This window comes from Microbacterium sp. (assembly GCF_017305435.1).
Lineage (GTDB): Bacteria > Actinomycetota > Actinomycetes > Actinomycetales > Microbacteriaceae > Microbacterium.
Genome location: NZ_JAFKIP010000003.1, coordinates 80,507 through 103,972, shown reverse-complemented (window position 1 = coordinate 103,972; position 23,466 = coordinate 80,507). Strand labels below are relative to the sequence as shown.

24 protein-coding genes and 2 pseudogenes are annotated in these 23,466 nt (G+C 67.5%); 20 read left to right on the top strand and 6 right to left on the bottom strand.

Features of this window, described 5'->3' with window-relative positions; genetic code table 11:
- Positions 1–15 precede the first annotated feature (15 nt).
- From J0I43_RS03915 to J0I43_RS03865, 11 genes and pseudogenes are all read left to right on the top strand, one after another.
- Positions 16–1,545, top strand: a complete 1,530-nt coding sequence (locus tag J0I43_RS03915) for a sugar ABC transporter ATP-binding protein (RefSeq protein ID WP_292859360.1) — start codon at positions 16–18, stop codon at positions 1,543–1,545.
- Positions 1,538–2,482 (top strand): ABC transporter permease, encoded by a 945-nt coding sequence (locus J0I43_RS03910; protein ID WP_292859357.1) that lies wholly within the window; start codon positions 1,538–1,540, stop codon positions 2,480–2,482. The genes J0I43_RS03915 and J0I43_RS03910 overlap by 8 nt, the downstream gene beginning before the upstream one ends.
- Before the next feature lie 31 nt (positions 2,483–2,513).
- Entirely contained in the window at positions 2,514–2,903 is a 390-nt protein-coding gene (locus J0I43_RS03905) for a Rid family hydrolase (protein ID WP_292859354.1), read from the top strand.
- Positions 2,900–4,279, top strand: coding sequence for a dihydropyrimidinase (hydA, locus tag J0I43_RS03900; RefSeq protein WP_292859350.1), 1,380 nt, complete (start codon positions 2,900–2,902; stop codon positions 4,277–4,279). Before J0I43_RS03905 ends, hydA begins: the two co-directional genes overlap by 4 nt.
- Before the next feature lies 1 nt (position 4,280).
- Positions 4,281–5,537 (top strand): FAD-binding oxidoreductase, encoded by a 1,257-nt coding sequence (locus tag J0I43_RS03895; protein WP_292859347.1) that lies wholly within the window; start codon positions 4,281–4,283, stop codon positions 5,535–5,537.
- 8 nt (positions 5,538–5,545) lie between these two features.
- On the top strand, positions 5,546–6,292 hold the full coding sequence (locus J0I43_RS03890; protein ID WP_292859344.1) for an aspartate/glutamate racemase family protein: 747 nt from the start codon (positions 5,546–5,548) through the stop codon (positions 6,290–6,292).
- Between the two features lie 8 nt (positions 6,293–6,300).
- Complete coding sequence (locus J0I43_RS03885) at positions 6,301–7,260, top strand: nitrilase-related carbon-nitrogen hydrolase (RefSeq protein WP_292859341.1); 960 nt, start codon at positions 6,301–6,303, stop codon at positions 7,258–7,260.
- The gene (locus J0I43_RS03880; protein ID WP_292859338.1) at positions 7,250–8,074 is read left to right on the top strand and encodes an FCD domain-containing protein; all 825 of its coding nucleotides are present in this window, start codon (positions 7,250–7,252) and stop codon (positions 8,072–8,074) included. The genes J0I43_RS03885 and J0I43_RS03880 overlap by 11 nt, the downstream gene beginning before the upstream one ends.
- 41 nt (positions 8,075–8,115) lie before the next feature.
- Positions 8,116–8,751, top strand: coding sequence for a bifunctional 4-hydroxy-2-oxoglutarate aldolase/2-dehydro-3-deoxy-phosphogluconate aldolase (locus J0I43_RS03875; RefSeq protein ID WP_292859334.1), 636 nt, complete (start codon positions 8,116–8,118; stop codon positions 8,749–8,751).
- Positions 8,748–9,692: a sugar kinase gene (locus tag J0I43_RS03870; protein ID WP_292859331.1), complete on the top strand. Its 945-nt coding sequence runs from the start codon at positions 8,748–8,750 to the stop codon at positions 9,690–9,692. Before J0I43_RS03875 ends, J0I43_RS03870 begins: the two co-directional genes overlap by 4 nt.
- A gap of 28 nt (positions 9,693–9,720) precedes the next feature.
- Positions 9,721–9,912 (top strand): annotated as a pseudogene (locus J0I43_RS03865) (cytochrome ubiquinol oxidase subunit I); the annotation flags it as partial.
- Positions 9,913–10,210: 298 nt separating this feature from the next.
- Here J0I43_RS03865 and J0I43_RS03860 read toward each other — a convergent pair.
- Together J0I43_RS03860 and J0I43_RS03855 are read right to left on the bottom strand one after the other, a co-directional pair.
- Positions 10,211–11,203: a site-specific integrase gene (locus tag J0I43_RS03860; protein WP_292859328.1), complete on the bottom strand. Its 993-nt coding sequence runs from the start codon at positions 11,201–11,203 to the stop codon at positions 10,211–10,213.
- A 139-nt stretch (positions 11,204–11,342) separates the two neighbouring features.
- On the bottom strand, positions 11,343–11,933 hold the full coding sequence (locus J0I43_RS03855; protein WP_292859326.1) for a hypothetical protein: 591 nt from the start codon (positions 11,931–11,933) through the stop codon (positions 11,343–11,345).
- Positions 11,934–12,058: 125 nt separating this feature from the next.
- Here J0I43_RS03855 and J0I43_RS03850 point away from each other — a divergent pair, with 125 nt between their 5' ends.
- The 5 genes from J0I43_RS03850 (at position 12,059) to J0I43_RS03830 (ending at position 14,160) form a co-directional block, all read left to right on the top strand.
- The gene (locus tag J0I43_RS03850) at positions 12,059–12,310 is read left to right on the top strand and encodes a helix-turn-helix domain-containing protein (protein ID WP_292859324.1); all 252 of its coding nucleotides are present in this window, start codon (positions 12,059–12,061) and stop codon (positions 12,308–12,310) included.
- A complete protein-coding gene (locus J0I43_RS03845; RefSeq protein ID WP_292859322.1) occupies positions 12,307–12,570 on the top strand; it encodes a glutaredoxin family protein in 264 nt (87 codons plus the stop codon). Before J0I43_RS03850 ends, J0I43_RS03845 begins: the two co-directional genes overlap by 4 nt.
- Positions 12,567–13,457 (top strand): hypothetical protein, encoded by an 891-nt coding sequence (locus J0I43_RS03840; RefSeq protein ID WP_292859319.1) that lies wholly within the window; start codon positions 12,567–12,569, stop codon positions 13,455–13,457. The genes J0I43_RS03845 and J0I43_RS03840 overlap by 4 nt, the downstream gene beginning before the upstream one ends.
- Entirely contained in the window at positions 13,454–13,729 is a 276-nt protein-coding gene (locus J0I43_RS03835) for a hypothetical protein (RefSeq protein ID WP_292859316.1), read from the top strand. The genes J0I43_RS03840 and J0I43_RS03835 overlap by 4 nt, the downstream gene beginning before the upstream one ends.
- A 233-nt stretch (positions 13,730–13,962) precedes the next feature.
- Positions 13,963–14,160: a hypothetical protein gene (locus tag J0I43_RS03830; protein WP_292859313.1), complete on the top strand. Its 198-nt coding sequence runs from the start codon at positions 13,963–13,965 to the stop codon at positions 14,158–14,160.
- A gap of 11 nt (positions 14,161–14,171) precedes the next feature.
- Here J0I43_RS03830 and J0I43_RS03825 read toward each other — a convergent pair whose 3' ends face one another.
- From J0I43_RS03825 to J0I43_RS03810, 4 genes and pseudogenes are all read right to left on the bottom strand, one after another.
- Positions 14,172–15,278 carry a zeta toxin family protein gene (locus tag J0I43_RS03825; RefSeq protein ID WP_292859310.1) on the bottom strand — a complete coding sequence of 369 codons (1,107 nt, stop codon included), beginning with the start codon at positions 15,276–15,278 and terminating at the stop codon, positions 14,172–14,174.
- A 184-nt stretch (positions 15,279–15,462) separates the two neighbouring features.
- Positions 15,463–15,819 carry an HNH endonuclease signature motif containing protein gene (locus J0I43_RS03820; RefSeq protein WP_292859307.1) on the bottom strand — a complete coding sequence of 119 codons (357 nt, stop codon included), beginning with the start codon at positions 15,817–15,819 and terminating at the stop codon, positions 15,463–15,465.
- A gap of 602 nt (positions 15,820–16,421) precedes the next feature.
- Positions 16,422–17,578: pseudogene (locus J0I43_RS03815) on the bottom strand (IS3 family transposase).
- A 230-nt stretch (positions 17,579–17,808) separates the two neighbouring features.
- Positions 17,809–18,855, bottom strand: coding sequence for a LacI family DNA-binding transcriptional regulator (locus tag J0I43_RS03810; RefSeq protein WP_292859304.1), 1,047 nt, complete (start codon positions 18,853–18,855; stop codon positions 17,809–17,811).
- Positions 18,856–19,039: 184 nt separating this feature from the next.
- Between J0I43_RS03810 and J0I43_RS03805 the strand changes: the two genes are divergently transcribed.
- From J0I43_RS03805 to J0I43_RS03790, 4 genes are all read left to right on the top strand, one after another.
- Positions 19,040–19,948 carry a nucleoside hydrolase gene (locus J0I43_RS03805; RefSeq protein WP_292859301.1) on the top strand — a complete coding sequence of 303 codons (909 nt, stop codon included), beginning with the start codon at positions 19,040–19,042 and terminating at the stop codon, positions 19,946–19,948.
- Positions 19,949–20,033: 85 nt separating this feature from the next.
- A complete protein-coding gene (locus J0I43_RS03800; RefSeq protein WP_292859298.1) occupies positions 20,034–21,068 on the top strand; it encodes an ABC transporter substrate-binding protein in 1,035 nt (344 codons plus the stop codon).
- A complete protein-coding gene (locus tag J0I43_RS03795; RefSeq protein ID WP_292859295.1) occupies positions 21,065–21,841 on the top strand; it encodes an ABC transporter ATP-binding protein in 777 nt (258 codons plus the stop codon). Before J0I43_RS03800 ends, J0I43_RS03795 begins: the two co-directional genes overlap by 4 nt.
- On the top strand, positions 21,838–23,457 hold the full coding sequence (locus J0I43_RS03790) for an ABC transporter permease (protein WP_292859292.1): 1,620 nt from the start codon (positions 21,838–21,840) through the stop codon (positions 23,455–23,457). The genes J0I43_RS03795 and J0I43_RS03790 overlap by 4 nt, the downstream gene beginning before the upstream one ends.
- Positions 23,458–23,466 lie beyond the last annotated feature (9 nt).

Below are 23,466 nucleotides of genomic sequence, written 5' to 3'. Positions count from 1 at the left end.
CCCCGGGACGAAGCGATGAACGACAACACAGAGCACATGAGCGGCAGCAGGGCGCCGGTGGTGGAGATGCGGGGCATCTCCAAGCAGTTCGGTGGCATCCACGCGCTGAGCGATGTCGACCTGTCGCTTCGTCCCGGGGAGATCCAGGGCCTTATCGGCGAGAACGGAGCCGGCAAGTCCACACTCATCAAAATCCTTGCCGGCGCCTACCGGCGAGACAGCGGCACAGTCGTGGTGGCGGGAGAGGAGATCCACGCGGTCTCCCCGCGCACTATGCGAGACCACGGTATCGCCATCATCTACCAGGAGTTCATGCTGGCTCCCGACCTCACCGTCGTGGAGAGTCTGTTCCTGGACGAGCTGCACCAGAAAGGCCGCCCGTACATCAACTGGCGCAGTCTGGAGCGACGCGCGTCGACTCTCCTCACAGATATTGGCTTCGGTCACATCGACCCGCGACAGAGCATCCAAGAGCTCACGGTGGCTGAACAGCAGATCGTGGAGATTTGCAAAGCGCTGGTGGGTTCGCCTCGCGTGATTGTCTTCGACGAGCCCACCGCGGTACTCACCGCTTCGGAGTCGCGCGCCCTCCTCCAGCTGATCCGCAAGCTCAAGGAGGAAGACGTGGCAATCCTCTACGTCTCACACCGGCTCAATGAGCTCTTCGAGATCTGCGACCGGCTGACCGTGCTCAAGGACGGGCGGCTGGTGGACAGCAGGCCCACCGCAGACGTCACCGAGGAAAGCCTCATCAGGATGATGGTGGGGCGAGACCTGCAGCAGATGTTCCCGCCGAAGGACCGTGTGCCCGGCGCCGAGATCCTCCGAGTGGAGAACCTGCGGGCAGGGTCGCGCGTCAAGAACGGGTCATTCACCGCCCGTTCCGGCGAAATCGTCGGCTTCGCCGGACTCGTCGGATCCGGGCGCACCGAGCTCATGCGTGCGGTGTTCGGAGCCGACCGAGCAACCTCCGGGACGGTGTCGTTCGAGGGTGAGCGCTTGCATGTGCGCGGTCCGAGGGGGGCAGTCAGCCGCGGAATCGGTCTCGTGCCGGAGGACCGCAAGCATCAAGGACTCGTGCAGGAGCAGAGCATCCGCTTCAACACGGCGATGGTCGGGCAGACGGCTGTCGGCTTCATCAACCCGCGGCCGGAGGGCCAGCGGGTGCGGGACCTCCTCGCCAAGCTCGACACGAAGTACGGCTCGATAGAGGACCCGGTCTCGTCGCTGTCAGGCGGGAACCAGCAGAAGGTGTCCGTCGCCAAATGGCTCGCGAGAGAACTCAAGCTCATCATCCTCGACGAGCCAACGCGAGGAGTGGACGTCGGAGCCAAAGGCGAGATCTACAAGAACATCGGGGCGCTTGCTCGAGAGGGATTCGCGGTGATCGTCGTGTCCTCCGAGCTCCCCGAAGTCATCGGACTGTGCGACCGGGTCTACGTCATGCGCGAGGGAGAGACCGTCGCCGAATTGACGGGCTCCGACATAAACGAGGAAGAAATCATGCAGCACGCCATGGGAGTGAAGCGGGAAGACCGTGCCTAAGACGACCATCAACATCAAACAAGTTCTCATCAGGAACAACATCTTCATCATCTTCGTGATGCTGATTGTCGCGTGCGCGTTCATGTCGGACGCGTTCCTGGACCCGATGAATCTGCGAAACATCCTCCTTCAACAGGCGGGGCCCATGCTGGTCGCGCTGGGGATGCTGTTCGTCATCCAAGCGGGCGGCATCGACCTGTCGGTCGGGTCGCTGATGGCTGTGGGCGCGACGACGGCCGCGGCGCTGATGAGCGTCGGAGTCAACGTCTGGCTCGCCGTCGGCGCGGCCCTGCTCACGGGCCTGGCATTCGGCGTGATCTCGGGCGCCATGGTCGCCTTCGGGAAGGTCCAAGGCTTCGTCGCCACCCTCGCGGTGATGACCATTGCCCGGGGCACGTCCTACCTCATCACCAACGGCCGGCCCATCCAGATCGAGCAGAACCTCAACGTGCTGGCCAGCCCGCAAATGGGATACCCACTGATCTGGATCACGGCGATCGTCGTTATCGCCTGCCTCTTCGTCCAGCGCTTCACCGGCTACGGGCGAAAGGTCATCGGAATCGGCAGCAACGAGACCGCACTTCGCCTGGCCGGTGTGCGGACAAAGGGCTTCGTGCTGTCCACCTACGTGCTCTCCGGCGTCTTCGCCGCCGGTGCCGGCGTATTCCTCGCGTCGCGGACATCCACGGCCAGCGCAGGAATGGGCATGGGCTCAGAGCTCGACGCCATCGCCGCGGTCGTCATCGGCGGCGCCAGCCTGGCCGGCGGTCGCGGCTTCGTGATGAACACCGTGGTCGGGGTCCTCATCCTCGGACTCATCAGCAACATCATGAACCTCATGGGCGTCCCGTCGTACCCGCAGGACATCATCAAGGGCGTCATCATCGCCGCCGCGGTTCTGCTGCAAGTCGCCACCGGGCGAAAGAACACCCGCTAAAGCGAAGGAAACGAATCAGATGATGCATCACTTGGAAACCGTCGAAGGCCGCGCCCTGCCGGGAGGAAGCTACTCCCTCGCCGTCGCCGACGAACACACCGTGTACCTCGCAGGCCACTTCGGCAAGAGCGCCGAAGGCGAACTGCCCGAACGGTTTGAGGACGAGGTTGCTCTGGCACTGGATAACTTCGGGGCCACCCTCGCGGAGTACGGCCTGAGCTTCGCGGACGTCGCGCAGGTGACGTGCGTGCTCACCGACGTCGCCTCCTTCGCTGAGTTCGACCGGGTGTACCGGACGCGGTTCACCGCGCCCTTCCCCGCCCGCATGACCTACGGGGTCGCGCTTGCAGGCGGGCTGCGGTTCGAGATCATCGGCACCGCGGTTCGCGGCGGCGCCGGCAAGGCGGCAACACGCGCATGACCAGTTTCGTCATCACCAACGGCACCGTCGTGACCGAGGACGGCCCTATCGACACCGACATCCTCGTCGACGACGGAGTCATCGCCAGGCTTGCGCCCCCCGGCAGTGCGAGGGCCGAGTCGGTCATCGACGCCTCAGGACTTGTGGTGCTCCCCGGTGGGGTAGATGTGCACACGCACATGGACTCCCCGTCAGGCCTGGGGCACACCACCGATACGCATCAGACGGGAACACGAGCCGCAGCGGCCGGTGGGACCACCACCATCATCGACTTCGCCCCTCAAAGCAAGGGCGAGCCTCTGCCGGCCCTCTACGAGCGGTGGTCGGAGAAGATGTACGGTCAGTGCGCGGTCGACTACTCCTTCCACGCCACCATCTCGTCCTGGTATCCCAGCATCACCACCGACATGGCGTCACTGGTGAACGATGGGATCAGCTCCTTCAAGGTCTACATGGCCTACAAGGGCGCGGTCATGGTCGATGACCGTCAGCTCTTCGAGGTTCTTCGCGCCTCCGCATCCCAGGGAAGTCGCATCTGCATCCACGCGGAGAACGGTGACGTCATCGACGCCATCTCGCAGCAGCTCGTGGACGAGGGCAAGACCCTGCCGCGATACCACAAGCTCGCCCGTCCCTCCGCGACAGAGGCGGAGGCGGTGAACCGGGCCATCATGATCGCGCGACTCACCGACTCCGCCCCCTACTTCGTCCACCTCTCCACCGAAGAAGCGGTCGACCGCGTGCAAGAGGCGCGAGCCGAGGGGCTTCCGGTGTCCGCGGAGACCTGCACGCACTACCTGTCGCTTGATGACTCCGTGTACGACTCCGACGACTTCGACGTCGCTAAATACGTTCTCACCCCGCCGCTGCGAACCCGACGAGACCAGGCGCGGTTGTGGAAGGCACTGGGTGAGGGTGACCTCTCCGTCGTCTCCTCCGACCACTGCCCCCTGTGCCTGGTGGGTCAGAAGGACAAGGGGCGGCACGACTTCCGCGACATCCCCAACGGCGGGCCCGGGGTGGAGAACCGCGTGCTCGTGACGTACTCCGAGGGTGTGGCCAAGGGCCGGTTGACGCTGGAGAAGTTCGCGCAGGTCATCGCCACGGAACCAGCGAAGACATTCGGCCTCTACCCCCGTAAGGGGGCCATCCGGGTCGGCGCGGACGCCGACCTCACTCTCCTCAACCCCGACTCCACCACCGTCCTGTCCGCGGAAACGCAGACGCAGAATGTGGACTACAACCTTTGGGAAGGGTGGGCGGTGCGCGGACGCATCCACAGCGTGTACTCGCGCGGTGTTCTCGTCGGCTCCGACGGTCGCCACGTGGGGCCAGATCATCACGGCCAGTTCATCGAACGAGCAGTGAGGAGCTGAGGTGTCCGAGAAAGCAGTGGCAGTCGTCGGTGCAGGGGCGGTAGGCCTTTTCACCGCGTACGAGCTGACCAAGCGGGGCGCGGACGTCACCGTCTACGAGCGCCAGCCCCTCGACGAGCTGCGCAATGCATCGTGGGGGAACGCCGGGCACATCGTCCCCGTAATGTCGGTTCCGCTGACGAGCGTGGCGAACATCACCTCAGTCTTCAAGAGCGTGTTCCAGCGCAACTCCTTCATGGTGCTGCCGCGGACGGTGAGCATGCGGTCGGTGGAGTTCCTGGGAAAGTTCGCGATGAACAGCCGCCAGGGCAAGTGGCTGCGCTCCGTTGAGAGCCTCGTGCACATCGACCGCCTCGCGCTCAGCGAATTCGAGCGGGTGCAAGACGAGGGCCTGGCGCTCAGCTTCGAGCGCGCGCCGTTCGTCTCAGCGTTCCGCACCCAGCATGCCGCGCACGCTCAGATCTCCGACCTCCTACAGGTCACCAGTCGAGGGCTCGAGCTCGACATCGCTCTCCTCGACGAGGCGGAGCTCTTCCGGCGGGAGCCGTTGGCCCGAGCAGAGGGACGCTTCGGAGTCGTGCTCGAAAACCAAGGTCTTGTGCAGCCGCCCGTGCTTATGGAGACCCTGCGTGCCGAACTTGCCGGCAGGGGCGTGGAGTTCGTGAGCGCGTCCGTGGAGTCGGTCGACCCGGTGGGGGGCGAAGGTCCTTCCTCCGGCATCCAAGTGCTGACGACGAGCGGAACACAAAGTCGCTTCGACCAGGCGGTGATCTGCAGTGGCGCGTGGCTGGATGACCTCACCACGATGCACGGCGTGGGCCCACGGGTCCTTGCCGGCTTCGGCTACTCCCTCCGCGTCGACGTTCCCGATCTGCCCCAGGGGATGCTCTATTTTCCGGAGGCGAAGATCGCGACGACGCGAATGGGTGATTCCCTGCGGATCTCCACCCTGATGCAGATCGATGACCCGAATGGTGCATTCTCGCCTCGCGGGGCGCGCCGCCTGGAGGAGAACGCCCGCCGCGTCCTGCCGATGGCCCACTGGAATTCGGTTCGCGAGGTGTGGCACGGGGGTCGACCCATCTCCAGTGATGGCATGCCCATCGTCGGACAGACCCGAACGAAGAACATCTACGTCAACGGAGGCCACGGGATGTGGGGAGTGACGCTCGGGCCGGTCTCGGGCCGCCTGCTCGCCGAGGCCATGGTCGAGGGCAGACCCGATATCGACCTAGCCGGATTCAGCGCCACAAGGTGAGAGAACCCATGAACATCCTTGTCGTCAACCCCAACACCTCACCCGAGATGACGCGGACGATCGAAGCCGCCCTCGCAGAATTCGATGAGGCGGTGTCTATCGACGTGCGGAACGTCCCATGGGGGCCGCTCTCCGTCGAAAGTGAGACAGACAACATCATCGCGGCGAGCGCGGTCATCGACACGGTCTGGAACGCGAAGGACAAGTACGACGGCTTCGTCATCGCCTGCTTCGACGACCCCGGCCTGGAAGCCTGCCGAGAACTGGTGCCGCAGCCAGTCGTCGGCATTGGAGCCAGCGCCCTCCTAGCGGCTAAGGAGGCCGTAGAACGCGTCGGCGTCATCGTCGTGGACACGCGAGTGGTGCCCCGAGTCGCCGCGCACTGCGCCCGGAACGGACTCGATTCTGACCGAGTGCTCTTCGGCAGCCTGGACGGGACGGTGGTCGAACTCAACGCCGACAGCGCGGAAGTCACGGCACGGTTCGCCCAGGTGGCCGATGACCTCCTCGCGCGCGGGGCACAGTGCCTCGTCCTCGCCTGCGCGGGATTCAGCGACCAAGCCGAACGCCTCGAACGCAGGACCGGGGTCCCGGTCTTCGACGGCAACCTGTTCGGTGCGGAGAGCGTGCGCAGGTTGGTCGAGCGCGGTCACCGCAACACCGACACCGTCGCGCCGCAGCCGTTCACGGGAGACAGAACCGCCAAGCCGGCCTGGTCGGCGACCGCAGGAGTGGAAGAGAGAGCACAGCTATGAGTCGCCGCATGATTGTTGGAGCCGCGCAGATGGGTCCCGTCGAGAGGCGGCACACCGCGGACGAGGTCTCCGAACGCATGGTCGCCCTCCTGGAGAAGGCATCGGCGCGCGGTGTCGAGCTGCTCGTCTTCCCGGAACTGGCAAGCGTGCCGTTCTTCCCCCACTGGGTCATCGAAGATCGCGAGGAGCTGCTGAGCTACTACGATCTGGACACGCCATTCGCGCGCGTCGCCCCGCTGTTCACGCGCGCCGCCGAACTCGGCATCGCGGTCGTGATGGGCTACGCAGAGCGCACCAATGAGGGGCGTCTGTTCAACTCCAGCGTGCTCGCAGACGAGCACGGGGACGTCGCACTGAAATACCGCAAGGTCCACCTCCCCGGCTTCGGGGAACCCCAGCGCGCCGAGCATCAGCTCCTGGAAAAACGCTACTTCGAGGTCGGGGACCTGGGATTCCCTGTGGTCGATTGGAAACGGACACGGCTCGGCCTCGCCATCTGTAACGACCGCAGATGGGCGGAGACATACCGGATGCTTGCGCTCGCGCGAGCGGAGATCGTCTGCATCGGCTACAACACACCCGTCAAGACTCCGCATCTGCCCGAGATCGACACCCTCACGGAGTTCCACAACCACCTGTCCATGCAGGCCGGCGCGTACCAGAACTCCCTGTGGGTCATTGGGGTGGGAAAGGGGGGCGTCGAAGAGGGCGTCGAGCAGATCGGCGGCTCCGTTATCGTGGCCCCCAGCGGTGAGATCGTCGCCCTCGCTAGTTCGCGTGACGACGAAGTAATCACCGCGGATATCGATCTCGACATGGTGAAGAAGTACCGTCGAGACGTGTTCAATTTCGCCCATCATCGGCGCCCCGAGCACTACGGCGCGATCACCGCGCCTGTTGACCCTCGCTGGTCAGACGACGTGCGACGCGTCGGGGCACTTCCTGGTTCGGACGACGATGGCGCTTAAGGAGTCCGCGCGCGCGGATGCCCGACCCGCGCGCGCCCCCGCGGAAGAGGGACACTTCTCTCCGGAGACCGTCTCGGTGTTGGAGATACTGGCCGTAAGCGCCGAGCCGAGGGGCGCGCGGCTTGTCGCGCGAGAACTGCAGGAAGCGGGCTACTCCATCAGCGAGCCCACCGTCTCACGCCTGCTCACGAAGCTGGACGAGTCCGGGCTCACCTCCGCAGCAGGCGGGAAAGGCAGAGTCCTCACCGAACGTGGCCGCATCCTCGTTGAGGAAATCATCCGCAACAGAAGCCGCGGGGAAGGACTCTCCGGGGCGCTGGACATCCAGCACGTTGACCAGTTGCTCGATCTTCTCCGCGCACGGCGGGGACTGGAACGGGAGGTGATCCTGCTCGCCACCGAGCGTTGCACTGAGGAAGACTTCGCCGACCTCGAATCGGCGCTGAGCGACCACCGGCGCATGGTCGCCGGCGAGTCGTATGAGGGGTACGTCGCGAACCACTTCCACAAGCTCCTCGTGCGGTGTTCCCGCAGCACCCTTTTCGAGGCCTTGAGCACTGTCGTGCTCTATGACGCCCTCGATGCCCTCGACCCGCTCCTTCTCGTCGTCACGTCACTGCACGGGACCGTTCACGACGCGCCGGATGAACACCGGGCCCTTCTCGAGGCGATGCGACGGCGGGACGGGGCAACAGCGCAGGCCCTGCTCGATGAGCACCTGTCGCGTCTGATTGAAGAGGTAGAGGACTTCAAGAGGCGTGACCGCGAGGGGCTCTTCGCGAACCTGCTCTCCCTGACACACGGAGGGTCGTAAATGCCGCACTTCGTCCGAGGGCGCACCGATGAGGAGCAGCAGTGACTACCGAGAACTCCAGCGTCCTGTCCGGGCAACGCCTCGTGCCGCTGGCCACGCCCCAGAACGCGGATCACACGCTCGCGCTGCGAGAGGGGCTCCTGGGTGGCGGGTTGGGCATCGTCGAGGTCGGCCTGCGCAACCCGTATGCGATGAGAGCCCTCGCTGACCTTGCAGCGGGTGGGGATCTCATCGTTGGGGCCGGGACGGTGCTCGATGCCGCGCAGGCAGAGGCCGCGCTCGACGCGGGTGCCTCCTTCCTCGTTACGCCCGCATACGCGGACGACATCATCGCCGTCGCGCAGCGCCGGGGTGTCCCCGTTGTTCCCGGCGTTGCAACCGCGACAGAAGTGCTTGCCGCGCGTCGCGCTGGCGTACAGCTCGTGAAGCTGTTTCCCGCCAACCTCCTCGGCGGGTTGAGGCTCCTCGATGCGTTCCGGTCGGTGTTCGCGGACATGGCATTCATGCCCTCGGGTGGGGTTACGCAGCACACACTCGCCGAGCACCTCGCCCACCCGGCGGTGGCTGCCGTCAGCGGCAGCTGGCTTACGTCGAACGCAATGCTCGAGCGTGGAGCGGGCGCTGTCGCTGAGGCAGTGCGTGCCTCGGTGGCCATCGCGGAAGGAGTACCCCGGTGAGCGGGCTTGTCACCATCGGAGAGAGCCTCGCATTGGTCTACTCCACGAGGACCGGAGGGTTCGACACCGTCGGCGACGCTGGAATCAGCTTCGGAGGATCAGAGAGCAACGTCGCCATTGCCGCAGCGCGCCTTGGAGCGAAGACCACATGGATCGGCCGGGTCGGTGACGACGCATTCGGGCGGCGGATCGTGCGCGCCATTCGAGGAGAAGGCGTGGAGGTGGTCGCGACGGTGGATCCGGATGCGCCTACCGCCCTCATGATCAAGGATCGCCCGGCCCGCGGTCGGACTCGCGTGGTCTACTACCGAGGGGAGAACGCCGGCAGTCGCCTCACCCCCGAAGACGTGCCGGCGGGCTCTCTGTCGTCCGCCAGGATCTTTCACTTCACCGGCATCAGCCTGGCTGTCAGCGAAGTGCTTGCGAGAACCGTGCTCAACGCCGCGCGCGACGCCAAAGCGGCTGGGGCAGCGATTGCGTTCGACGTGAATCACCGCTCGCGGCTGTGGGCGGAGGACTCTGCGCGCGCAGCGTACCTCCATGCCTTCGCGCTGGCCGATATCGTCTTCGCCGGCGACGACGAGGCGGCAATCGCCGTAGGGCCAGGCGCAACGGCGGACCTCGCCTCCCGTATCGCCGCCTTCGGCCCCGGGGAGGTCATCATCAAGCTCGGCGAACGCGGGGCCTACGCGCTCGAGGGCGAGACGGTGTGCCAGCAGGATGCCTTCCAGGTCGAGGTCGCTGACACCGTGGGAGCAGGCGACGCCTTCGTCGGCGGTTACCTCGCGGAGCGACTCGAAGGCCGTGATCTTGCTCAGCGGATGCGCACCGCCGCAGCGGTCGGTGCGTGCGCCTGCCGTGGGGACGGCGACTGGGAGATGATGCCCACTCGTCGCGACATCGCCGAACTCATCGTCGAGGGCGATCCCGTCGCCCGCTGAAAACCCGTCGATGGGAAACCGTGCTCAGCGTCCGGCCCCTCGGGTCACCGTGAACCACCCTGGGGGTATGGCGTCTCCCTCGAGTGCGACGTCGTGTCCACCTCCGGGCTATAACTTCACGTCGATCGCCCGCACCCGCAGCGAGCGGCCCGCGTTCGATCTGAATCACCCTGACGAGGGGAACTCGCGGCGGGAACATCCGCGGGAACAATCGCGGTGAACCCGATGTGATCCAGTGCAGCACTTGAGAACTCGGACCCTTGATTTCACGCGGTTCTGTGACCCCAAGTGATCCCTTGTGATCCCTCTTTGCGAGGATTCAGGACCGGGGCGACGAAACGGCATCTGGGCGACGGGGAACACGACACACCTGGTCCGCGCCGAGCGTCTCCTTGCGGACTGCGGCCGTGCGGCACCCACAGTGGGGAGGCGTCGTGGGCCGCCTGAGCCCACGGCGCAAGCTCTCTCCTGAAGACCCCGGAACGATCACTGGCCGAGCCACATCGCCGGGGTTTCGTCTAGAGTCCGAGTCCGCCGCCGATCGGGAACTGCGGCTGGGTGGGGGCGGCGGCTGACGCGTGCGCCGCGCGGTCGAGTGCTGTGGCGACGTCGTCGAGGTCGTCGTCGAAGAGGTCGGAGTAGACGTCGAGCGTCATCGCCGCTGAGGTGTGTCCGAGCATCCGTTGGATGGTCTTGACGTTGGCTCCCGACTGGACGGCGAGGGACGCGGCGGTGTGGCGAAGATCGTGCAGAGTCATGAGGGGGAGTGCCGCTTCGCGCAGCGCTGTCTTGAACCACGACTTGGAGCCGTCGCTCGCTCGGGTGCGGCGCATGAAGCCGCCATCGGGCGCGGGGAAGACGAGCGCGTCGCGACCTCGGCCCGCGACGACGCGCGCGAGCTCGTCGAGGATGAAGCGTGGAACGGGTACGGCACGGGAGTCGTGCGACTTGGGTGTGCCCACGTGGAACTGTCCGTGGACCTCGACGGCGTTGCGCGAGATGTGCAGCCGGCCGCGGGCGAAGTCGATGTCCTCGACGCGCAGGGCTGCCATCTCACCCCACCGGATGCCGGTGTAGGCGAGAAGGAGGACAAGGAGCCGGTGCTCGCCGGATGCCTCCGCGAGCCGGCGCACTTGCGCGTGGGTGAGGTAGCCGTGGCGTCTCCTCGTTTTGCGGGGGAGTGCGATGCCGCCTTTGCGTGCCGGGTTGACGGCGATGCGCCCGTCGTAGACGGCGTCGTCGAGGATGCTGGCGAGTACGCCGTAGGTGCGGATGGTGACGGTTGCCCCGACCTCTTGGCTGAGGTCGGTGACCCAGGCGCGCACGTCACTGTGCAGGATGTCGGCAACCGACCACGCTCCCCACTTCGGTCGGACGCGGAGTCGCCAGGCGGTCTCGACGGGCGCGAACGATGACGGCTTCATCGAGTGGCGTTTGGATTCGAGCCAGACCTTGCCGAGGTCGTCGACTTTGATGCGTGCAGCCTGGGGGTCGACGAACCCGCCCTTCACGCGGGCGGTCTCGATCTCCGCAAGCCACAGCTCTGCGTCGCGCTTCCGAACGAAGCCGCGCTTACCGCCGTGCGTCCCGTCCGGCTTCCTGTAGCGAACTTCGTATCGCTTGCCCTGAGCGCTTGTGTAGGGGCGAATGCTACCCACCTGCCGGTCGACCGGCGTGGAAGTTCATGCCCTTGAGGCGTCCGGCGGCGCGGGCGTCGATGATCCATGCGGATGCCGTGCGGTGCGGGATGCCGAGTTCAGCCTGGATCAGCTTCGCAGGCGGCAGCCCTGCGAGGGCGGCGGTGCCGTAGAGCAACTCGATGGCATCCAATCGCGCCTCACTCACGCCGCGCTTGACGACCTCTGCCGCGACGGCTGGGGGCAGGATGCGGCCCTTGGCTGTGGTGAGCGCATCGACGCTGATCCAGGTCGCGAGGGGGTCGTCCTCGCGATCCAAGGTCAGGAAGATGCAGCGGGGCGCGGCGGCCTGCACGATCGCCTGGGTGCCGAGCTTCGCGACCGTCGGGTAGTTGACCTCGACGTCGTCGCGCAGCGCGGTGTGGGTCACCTCGCGGGTGACGTAGCGACCCTCGCCCGTAAGGTAGCTCGCGGTCAGCGACGTCCTGACGCCCGCGGCGTCATCCAAACGTGTCGCGACGAACGTCGGGACAATGCGCAGCGCGGACCCGACCGCCTGCGCGGCGTCACGCCAGGTGATGTCCTGACCGTCGGGTGTTCTCACGTCGACCTTCACCTCCCTAGTTTGCCTAACCGCGCGGCGCTTTCACATTCGCCTCTTGTGAAGAGTAGCAGATAGTGCTTCACTCATGTCTAACCAATCCGAACATGACACGAGAGAGGTGAATCATGGTCAGTGTTCTTCAGTTGCAGGTTGAGGATCCCGAGCACACGTTCCTCACGCCCCAGGAGCTTGCCGAGCAGCTCGGTCTGTGTGTGAGCAGGCTCAGCGCATGGCGGCAGCACGGGGGAGGGCCGGCTTTCGTCAAGCTGGGCCGCTCCGTCATCTACAAGGTGGCTGACATCGAGCGGTGGCTCGACGCGTCCACCCGATCGAGCACCTCGGATGCCCCTATCCCGCGCGGGAGGCGAGTGCCATGAAAGGCGTGGTGCTCTTCTCCACCGGCGAAGAGTGTCAGGGCTGCCGGCTCACGCGGATGTGCATGGATGCCGCGGGCATCCCGTATCGCGACATCGACCTCACTGACCCGGCCAACGCGCGGTACCTCGTCTACGTCACGCGCGTGCTCGGGCATGTCAGGGCGCCGGTCGTGGTGGTCGATGACGATCACCACTGGTCGGGGTTTCGTCCGGATCTGATTTCTGAGCTGCACGCCAGCGGGACGGGGATGTCGCGATGAGCGAGGAACCCTTCGCCGGCGACATCGTACAGGCGGAAGCGCTGATAGCTCGGTTGCGTGACCAGCTCGGCCGACTCAACGACGAGGAGGAAGACGCACGACGTGAGGCGCGCCGGGCGTACTCGCGCGCCTACTACGCGGCCCACCGTGACGAGCAGCGCGCGTACCAGAAGCAGCAGCGCGAGAAGCGCAAGCAGGCCGACCCCGAGCGTTACCGTGCGCAGCGGCGCGACGCCCGGCGACGCTGGGAGGCGGGACACCGCGACGAGATCAACGCCGCCAACCGCAAGCGCTACCAGGAGAACCGCGTCGAGGTCACGGAGGCCCGGCGGCAGAAGTACTGGGCCGACCCCGAGACAGCGCGCCGCAAGCGCCGCGAGTCCTACGCGACCCAGAAAGCGCGAACTGCCGAGGTCGAGGCAGCGCTGCCTCCGAGCGCGACGTACCGAGCCGAGCTGGGGATGCCGGTGTCCGGCCTGCATCCCGTGGCTTCGCAGACGAGGCGACGCAACCTGGCAGAGGCGAATGCGTTCTTCGCGCGGCCGCGGAGCGAGGCGGAGCTGAACCGCATCCGCACCGAGGGGTCAACGCCGATAGAACTGCTGGCCGCGTGGGAGCGGGACTCTCGCCGGGCACGCGCCGCACACCACGTCGCGACCCAGGGCGAAGAACTCGCACGGCTGCACGCCGAGCTCGCTCGCCTCGAGAAGCGTCGCAACCCGGGGCCGCGTGCCCAGCGCGAGGCCGAGGAGGCCCGCCTCGACGCCATCGGCCGCCAGGTCAACGAACGGCTGCGCCCGCGCGACCGACGCCCCGTCCAAACGGGCGACCCGGCCGCACCCCACCTCTACCTCATCCAGCACAACCAGACAGGACTCCAGCGATGAACACCACAACCGAATCCATCCAGCTCGACCGGGCCGTGGCGGAGGCGGTCATCTACCGCGTCGCCCTGAGCGCCTTCACGTACTTCCCCGGCAGGGAGGACCACGAACCCGGCTACTCACTCGCCGAAGACATCGACTGGTGCCTCGCACTGATCCCGCTCGTCGACCGCATCCGGAACCGCGGTCTGCGCGCGCAGGTCGAGCACGTGATCACCCATCCCGACGCGGATCGTCAGGCATTCATGCTCGCGATCCTCAATCTCACAAGTTAGGAGCAGCAGATGCGCGCGAGCGTCTTCCTGGCCCGCCATCGTGGCTCCGCCGACGCGCTCCGGAAGGGGCTTTCGCGGCATATCCTCCCTCGCTGCGCTCAGTCCGGTATTCCACGGTCCCCTTCACTCCGCCCGCCTCTGTCGCTCTCGAGGCTGGGTACCAGGCAGACGCCACCAGTGCAGTCACGTTCGAAACAGCCCAGGTGCGCCGAATGATGGATAAATTTCTCACGATGGATGCCGGGAAGGTGATCATCCTCGCGGCGAGCGTGGTCGGACTGATCTCCGTGATCGTGACAGTCCGTGCCGTCACCCGAGCAAACCTGCGGCGGGCGTGTTCCGCCGCGCTCGCCGGCGCGGCGTGCATCACCATCGCAGCCATCGGCGCCACCTGGCTCGGGCTCGACGCGCTTCGGGCGCTGGCCGGCTGAGCGCGTGAGGTTCAGCGGGAAAGGCCGATCGTAACGTCGGGCGCGGTGATCGACGGTGCTGCCGCGTCGACCAACGTGGGCCCGGCGGCACGGCGCAACCGGTCAGCTCGCTCAGCAATGGCAACCGATGCGTTGGCACGGGCGAGGGACTCCGGCGGCAGGACAATCCGCGGGAGCACCTCCTCCACGGCGATTCCCTGCAGCTCAAGGAGCACGTCAACGGTTGACCGGTCTAGTGAGTCATCAGTGATCGCGTAATCGGTCGCTGCGCGGAGCTCGGACAGCCAGCGCATCGCGGACGCATTCGTCATCGGCGTCGAGTGGGCCGCGATGAGCGTTCGGCTTGCCCCCGCGAATGCGCGTTCATCGGACCGGGCTGCGTCGAACAAGACCGTCCCGGCGTCATCGAACAGGCTGAGCTGATCGACCGCGGGAGTGGCCTCCAGGCCGCCGACAAGGGCCCTAACCGCGTTCCACGACTCGTCATGCGCCGAGAGGGCTGGGGGAGTGCTGGTGCGTCCCGCGCGTCTCTCCAAGAGGTGGCCCGAGGCAGCGGCGAGGAGACTCTGCGCTCGCGGCGTCGCTACGACGATTACCCGGATGGCGAAGCCGCCGCGGGAGAACGACTCAGCCAGCCGCAGCGCCGTAGAGGGTGAGCTGATCGATGTCTCCACGATGAGCGAGCGAGCCGTCTCACGCGCGTGTGTGAGTGCCTGCGCAGCCCAATACGCGGCTGGTTCAGACAGCAACGTCAGTGCGCGCGGCGAGCGTGACCGAACGAGGTCGGGGTAGCGCGGATGGAGCGCCTGCAGGGTGTCGGCACTGATCACTGCGCTGTCGGGAGCGTCAGATAGCACTCGGCTCGTTGCGCGAGGTGATCCGGAGCCGGGTTGACCGGTGACCACGGTGAGTGTGGGAGCAGGCGAGGCGTGTGCGTCCCCGAAGATGACCGGCAAGATGCGGCGCTCGAGCAGGTCACGCTGCTGCTCGTCGGTGAGTGACAGCTCAGCCACGATCGGCCGATCGCAGTTCGGTGAGGCGCTCGTCAAATCGCTCCCGTGCAGCATCCACGGCAGCGCGATCGAACCCGTCGACGGAACGTGCGTCTTGAAGCACATCGCGCGCTTCTGAGAGCGCTGGTCCAGATGTGCTGAGCAGCAGCGAAGCGACGGCATTCGCTGTTGCACGCATCTGCGTGTACGCGGCCGAGTCGCCCGCCCGCCATGCTGACCTCTCGACCGGCATCCTGCCTCCTGGCTGAAGTTTATCGGCGAACCGATCACGGGCGTCGCTGCCTCTGCTTCAGCCCAGGGTCGCTCCTTTTCTCCGGTTGCACGGGGCGCACAAGAGCTGAAGGTTCCGCATGGTGTTGGCTCCTCCCAACGAAAGCGGAATGATGTGGTCGAGTTCGAGCTCCTTCTGGCTATGGCAGTCGATGCACCGGCCTTGATCCCGCTGCCACACAGCGAGCTTGACGTCCTGCGGGATCGGCTCGCGGCGGACCTTTCGATCGAGCTCCTCTGTCATAGCCTGCAGGGCGTGCGCCCGCTCCAGTTGGAGCCGTTGACGGTTAGCCTGCTCGCTCACGAGGGTGCGAACGTCTGCCGATGTGAGCGCGAAATCATCGGTCAGGTAGGTCTTCTCCTGAAAGAGCCACACGTGGCTGAGGAAGTGGACGCCGATCTCTTAGGGCGCCGATCCGAAAGAGTCCGCCTCGCGACGAGCCGCAGCGTCCCAATACTCGCTCGGGAGTCGCTTCGCGAAATCGTTCGAGAGACGCGCTGGCTCCTGATTCGAAATCGCAACGAACGGCGCGCTCCTATCCGCGCGCTAACCGTTGACGGGGGCCAGCGGTCGGTAGACGATGTCTCCGGGCTGGCGCTGGGGCTAGTCCGTCGCGTCGGAACTCTCAAAACGCCACTACCGCATAGGGTCGATGCGCTCTGCGATCGCGATTGCGTCGACGAACGCTAGGTTGCATGCCCGGCAGACGTAGCCGCGTCGTGCAGTCTCGAGCACGGTGCCGCATTCCGGGCACCGAGGCTGCTGCGCGTCGTCGAACGGATCCACAAACGCGACGCTACGCCGACCAAGCGCGTCGCGCGAGCGGATCCGTATCCGCGCGGCGCGCGATGGTGGGACTTCCGCGGTCGTAGCGGATCCACAAATGGGCTCTTCGGACATCCGGTGGGGGTAGGGCTCGCCGGATGTCCGAAGAGCCATTTTGACCTGCCCCACGGATTCGGTTCCAGTCCGGGTCACTAACTCGCGGCGGGGATGTCGTTGATTTCGAGTGTCTCGTATTCGATTGGGGTGCGGTAGCCGAGAGCAGAGTGTCGGCGCTGACGGTTGTGGAAGATCTCGATGTACTCAAAGATCGCGTTGGCGAGCTCGACCCTCGTCTTCCACTTCTTCCGTTTCAGCAGCTCGATCTGCATGGATGACCAGAAGCTTTCCATCATCGCGTTGTCCAGCCCGTCGCCGACCGATCCGAATGAGGGCAGCAGGCCTGCGGAGCGGATCTTCTCCCCGAAGAGCCACGAGGTGAACTGCGTTCCATGATCCGCATGCACGATCCCGCCCGGTGCTGGACGACGATTCCGGATCGCCATGTCGAGCGCGTTGATGACGAGGGTGGTGTCCTGCTTCGAGTCGATCGACCAGCCGATGATGCGGCGACTGTAGGCGTCGAGGACCGCGGCGCAGTAGACCCAGCCTTCGCGCGTACGGTGCTGCGTGATGTCCGTGACCCAGAGTTCGTTCGGACGCGGGCGGGCGAACTTGCGGTTCACGAGATCATCGGCGGTGACGACTCCTCGGAGTCGCTTGGTGCGGACCGGCCCGGGGAGCCCGTAGATCCCGGCGAGACGCATCAGTTTGTGCACCGTGCGCTCGCTGACGGTGACACCCATGGCCATGGTCAGTTCGGCGTGGACGCGGCGGTATCCGTATGTGCCGCGTGAGGTGACGTGCACTTCCCGGATCAGCCCGGTCAGCCATTGCCGGCGCAGCTCGGACTGGGTCAGCGGCTTCCGTTTGACACGGTAGTAGTGCTGCCCCGCGACCCCGAGGACGCGGCAGCAACGGTCGATCGGGATCCCGGCGTCGGCGAGGCGGTCGATCACCGGGAAGAGTCTTTTGGGCGGGGACGCTCCTCGTCGAGAAGCTTCGCCGCCTGCCGGACGATCAGCAACTCCATCTCGAGCTCTCGAATGCGGCGTCTCGCAGCTCGCAGCTCCGCCGATTCGGACGACGGGACACCCGGACGGCGACCGTTATCGATATCGTCCTGGCGGATCCAGTTCGAGAGCGTGACAGGGTGAATCCCGAGTTCGACGGCGGTCTGCTTGGCCTGCTTGCCGGCACGCACGAGCGCGACAGCGCGAGCACAAAACTCCCGCGGATAGGGACGAGGCATGAGGATGAGCCTCCCGGATCAGGCCACCAGTTACCCACCGAAACTGGAACCCTTTTCGTGGGGCAGGTCAAGATGTCACCTATCCCTGCAGCAGTCCCCAGCGCACGCCTGACCCGGGCGCGCGCCCTAGAAGGGCGCTGGGCCCTCCGCGGGAGGGCACCGGACCATCCGCGGGAGGGCGCCGTACTACCCGCGGGCACCCCACCCCATCCGCCCGAGCGCGCGCCGAACTAACCCAGGGAGACCACCGGGCCCGACGATGCACCGGCGCGGGTGGATCCGCGCACGATGACCCGGGGTGCGGGCGCCGTACGGCGGGGCACCGGCGCGTCGTCCAGCAGCGCGACCAGCATCGCCACGGCGATCCGGCCCATCTCCGGCAGGTCGAGGTCGAGGGTCGTCAGCTGTGGGCTGCACGCGGCGGCACGGGGCCCGTCGTAGTTGGTGGCGATGCGCACGTCGTCCGGCACGCGGCGCCCGGAGGCCGTCACCGCCTGCATCGCCCCCACGGCGAACGCGTCGAGCGGGGCGTACACGGCGTCCAGGCCGGGCTCGCGGGCGAGCAACTCAGCGGTGACGCGGGCTCCCGCATCCGTCCCGTCCGAGGCTCGCGCCCGCGCGAGGACGATCTCGGCGTCGCCGCGACGCCATCCCCACGCCGCGAAGGCGTCGGGCAGAAGGGCCGACAGGGCGTGCTGCTCCTCGGAGACGATGACGCCGATACGTCGGGCGCCCTCGGCAACGAGGTGGTCGATCATCGTCTCGGCACCGGCGAGCCCGCGCTCGAGCACGCCGTCGGGAACGACGCCGCGGGCTTCTCCGATCGTCACCACGGTGATCCCCCGCGCCGACAGCGCCGCCCAGTTCGGGTCGTCCTCGCGCGGGTCGAGCACGATGGCGCCGTCGATGTCCAGTCCATCGAGGTGCTCGCGCGGGGCGCCCGGGGGCACGAGCAGCATGGCGTACCCGTGCGCGAGGCATGCCCGCGCGGCGGGGACGGCGAGGTCGATGAGGAATCCCATCTCGGAGTTCTCGCCGACGATCGACGGCGGCAGGGCCGACAGGATGGCGACCGTCTTGGAGCGCCCACCGCGCAGCCGCTGCGCGCGGACGTTCGGACGATAGCCCAACCTCTCGGCGGCAGCCGAGACCCGCGCGCGGGTTGCGGGGTCGACACGACCCTTGCCGGTCAGCGCGTGCGAGACGGTGGTGCGCGAGACGCCCGCTTCGCGCGCGACGTCGGCGATCCTGACCGAGCCGCGTGCCGATGTGCTCATCCCGGCGCCCTCCCTCGCTCATGCTAATCAGCCCCGGCCGCCGACGCCCGCGCCACGTGACGGTCGGATTCCCGCCGTGTAACAGTCTCGTTTCCGCGGCGGTCGGTCGCGCAGCGGCGGCGTAGGTTGATGCCAAATCGATTTGGCGTTTGCCATCGTCTCATGACCGACCCGCAGGAGTCCCGTGTACATCATCGACACCGACCCCGGCCTCGACGACGCCCATGCCCTGGCGATGGCGTGCCGGATGCTGCCGCCCGAGCAGCTGGTCATCACCACCGTCGCGGGCAACGTCGGCCTCGGGGCCGTCACCGAGAACGCGGCCTGGCTGCTCGAGCAGTGGGCTCCCGAGGTGGCGCTGTACGCCGGAGCCGCGCTCCCGCTCTCGGGCGCTCCGGTCGACGCCGCGCACATCCACGGTGACGACGGGCTCGCGGGATTCCCGCGCGAACGCGCGACGCGCCGGCCGCACTCCGAGCACGCGGCGGTCGCCATCGCGAAGCTCGCCCGACAGCATCCGGGCACCCTGCGGATCATCGCTCTCGGTCCGCTCACGAACCTCGCCCTGGCCATCGCGCTCGAGCCCGGGCTTCCCGACCTGGTCGCCGACCTCACGATCATGGGCGGCAGTCCCGCGCAGCACGGGAACGCCTCGCTCAACGCGGAGTTCAACATCTTCGCCGATCCGGTCGCCGCCGAGGTCGTGTTCGCGCGGATGCGTCACGTCACCCTGCTGACCTGGGATGCGTCGCTGGCGCACCGCTTCTCACGGGCCGAGCTCGAGGGATTCTGGGCGGGCGGCAGTGCGCCCGCGCGCACCCTGCGCGCGCTGCACGAGCACCGTATCTCGAACGATCCCGAGTACGCGGCGAACACGGACTTCGGCCGCCCCGACCCCCTCGCGATGGCCGCCGCCCTGGCGCCCGGGTGCATCGCATCCGCGCGCGAACACCGTGTGCGCGTCGTCCACGACGGCGGGCTCGCCCACGGCGTCACTGTGGTCGACGAGCGCGATGCCACCTCGGACCGCGCACCGGTGCGACTGATCGACGCGTTCCACGCCGACGCGCTCCGAACGGCGCTCACTGTGTGACCGCTCCGGCCTCCGGATCCCCCGAGGCCGGCCACAGACCCCCATCCGCTCCACCCGACACCGCACCCACACCATCGGAGGAACCATGCCTGTCCCCTTCATCCGCCCCGCCCGCCGCACGGCTCTCGCGGCCGGCGCCCTGCTCGCCGTCGCCGGCGTCGCCCTCGCCGGTTGCGCCGGCGGGACCACCACCGACGACGGCTCCGCGCAGACCCTCACGCCCGTCTCGATCCAGCTGGGCTGGACGCCCAACGTCGAGAACATGGCCACCATCGTCGCCGCCGAGAAGGGCTACTTCGCCGACGAGGGCATCGACATCACCCTGCTGCCCGGCGGCCCCGACGTGACGGCCGATGCGCAGGTCGCGGGCGGCAACGCCCTCATGGGCGTGCTGTCGGCGGAGGCTCTCGCACGGTCCGCGGCCGCGGGATCGGGCCTGGTCGGTCTCGCAGCGACCTACCAGACGACCTCCTCGGCGATCGTCACGCTCGCGGACTCCGGGATCACCGAGCCGAGCGACCTCGTGGGCCACACGCTCGGCATGTCGCAGACCGACCAGCCGGTGTACGACCCCTTCTTCCGGCTCGTGGGCGTCGACCCGGACCAGATCGAGCGGGTGATGGTCGGCTCCGACCCGGCAGCGCTCGCCTCGGGTGAGGTCGATGCGATCACCGGCACCCTCGCCAACCAGCCCGTCGCGCTCGAGCAGCAGGGTCTCGACGTGGTCAGCATCCCGCTGGCCGACTACGGCTACGACCGCTGGAGCGGCGTCTTCGTGTCGCGCGCGTCGTCGCTGCAGGACGATGAGGAGCGCTCGCTGATCACCTCGATGCTGCGGGCCGTGCGTCACGGCGCCGAAGACGCGGCCGCCGACCCCGAGGCCGCCGGCCAGATCGTGTACGACACGTACGGCGCCGACCTCGGTCTGGACCTCGACGCGCAGATCGCGGGAGCGAAGATCTGGGCGGAGCTCTCGGAAGAGAACATCGGCGAGCACGGCCTGCTGTATGTCGACGAGGCGGGACTCGCGCGGCTCCAGACGTTCTTCGACACCGTGGGCATCGACGCGGACACGTCCGAGCTGTTCGACCTGTCGGTCGAGGACGAGGCGTTCGAGTGACCACCGGCCTGAACGCCGCGCACGTCGGAAAGCAGTTCCGCACGCGCACGGGCACGGTCGAGGCGCTCCGTGACGTCTCGCTCAGCACGGCGGCCGGCTCCTTCACGGCGCTGATCGGGCCGTCCGGATGCGGCAAGTCGACGCTGCTGCGCATGTTCGCCGGACTCGAGTCCCCGACCGGCGGCTCGCTGAGCGTGCTCGGCGTCCCACCCGAGCGCGTGCAGGCGCAGCACGAGATCGGCGTCGCCTTCCAGGACTCCGCTCTCCTGCCCTGGCGGTCGGTGGAGGCGAACATCGCCCTGCCGCTGCAGGTGGCCGGACGGCGCACGGACAAGAAGGCGATCGCCGACCTCATCGCGCTGACGGGACTGGGTGGCTTCGAGCACGCTCGACCCTCGCAGCTGTCGGGCGGGATGCGGCAGCGGGTGGCGATCGCGCGATCGCTCGTGCTCGAACCCAAGGTGCTCCTGCTCGACGAACCGTTCGGCGCGCTCGACGACATGACGCGGCAGAGCATGAACCTGGAACTGCAGCGCATCTGGACCGAGCGCCCGACCACCACACTGCTGGTCACCCACTCGCTGGACGAGGCGGTCATGCTCTCGGACCGCGTGTTCGTGATGGCCGCCCGGCCCGGTCGCATCGTCGAAGAGGTGCCGATCGACCTGGACCGGCCGCGATCGGCGGCGCAGCAGCGGAGCCCGGAGTTCCACTCCCTGCGCGACCGCCTGTCGGATCTCCTGTTCGCCGCGCGGTCGGGAGCGGCCGCGTGAGCGTCGCCCTCCCCCGCGTCCGGCGCGGCGGGGGCGCGACCGGCGGCACGCTGCGCAGCCTCGCGCTCGGCACCGCGGTGGTGCTCGTCATCCTGGCCGTCTGGTGCGCCGTGGCGTTCGCGTTCTCCTCGTCGGGGATCGTGCCGTACCCGACGACGCTCGTCGCCCAGCTGATCGCCGATGCCGACCTCCTCCTGCGGGGAGCGTCGGTCACGCTGCAGATGGCCGGCAGCGGTCTGCTCGCCGCGGTCGCGGTCATGGTGCCGCTCGCCGCGCTGTGTCTGCTGATTCCGGTGAGCGAACCGGTCGTGATGCGGGTCGCGATCGTGATCCACGCCATCCCCTTCGTCGCGATCGCGCCGATCCTGATCGTCGCGCTCGCGCCCGACACCTCCCGCATCGTGATCACGGCCCTGCAGGTGTACTTCCCGCTGCTGGTCGGCCTGCTGCTGGGACTGCGGTCCACGGATTCCGCGGCGCTGGATGTGGTGACCGCCAGCGGCGGACGCAACCTCGCCCGGCTGCGCTTCGTTCGCGCGGCGAGCGCCGTCCCCCAGCTCGTCGCCGGACTGCAGATCGCCGTGCCGGCGGCGGTGCTCGGAGCGGTGATCAGCGAGTTCTTCGGGGCCGACAAGGGGCTCGGGGCGATCATCGTGAACTCGCAGCAGGCGTTCCTCACCGACCGCACCTGGGCGGTCGCGGTGTTCATCGGCGCGATCGCGGCGCTCGGCTACGGCGTCATCGCACTCCTGGCGCGCGTCCTGCTGCCGTGGGCCGGCCGCGGCGCCGGAGTCGGCACGGGCGTGGCCGGTTCCGAGACGTCCCGCCTGCCGCGGTGGCAGGCCCTCATCGCGGCGGCAGTGTCGCTCGTGCTTCTCGTCGGGTTCTGGCAGGCGCTGCGGTCGGTGTTCGATCTGCCGGCGTTCTTCACCAAGACGCCGGGCGAGATCGTGGAATTCCTCGTCGCAGGCAATCCGCTCACCGGTGAGCCGGCGTCGGCGTTCTGGGGCGCGTTCGGCGGCGGACTGGGACAAACGCTCCTCGATGCCGTCGTCGGGTTCGCCGTGGGCACCGTCCTGGCGGTCGCTGCGGCCGTGCTGTTCGCCGCCCTCCCGGCGCTCGGGCGCACGCTCATGCCCTTCGCCATCGTGCTTCGCTCCATTCCGCTGCTCGCCCTCACGCCGCTGCTCATGGTGGTGTTCGGGCGGGGCCTGCTGGGCGTGACGGTGCTGGTCACCCTCGTGACGTTCTTCCCGACGCTCGTCACGGTGTCGGCCGGACTGCGCTCGGCGCCCGACGGTGCGCTGGATGTCATCCGCGCGTCGGGTGGCTCGTCGTCACGGGCCGCCGTGCTGGTGCGCATCCCGTACGCACTCCCCTCGATCACCGCCTCGGCGCGCATCGCCGTACCCGCGGCGATCAGCGGTGCGACGCTGGCCGAGTGGCTGGCCACCGGCAAGGGCCTCGGCCAGTTGCTGACCCAGTCATCCATCAGCGCGGACTACTTCGCGCTGTGGGCGGCGGGCGTGCTGCTGGTCGTCGTCGCCCTGGTCGCCTACGCCGCCATCGGCTGGCTCGATCGGGTCGTGACCGCCCGGCTCGGCATCGCCGCCTGATCCTCCCCC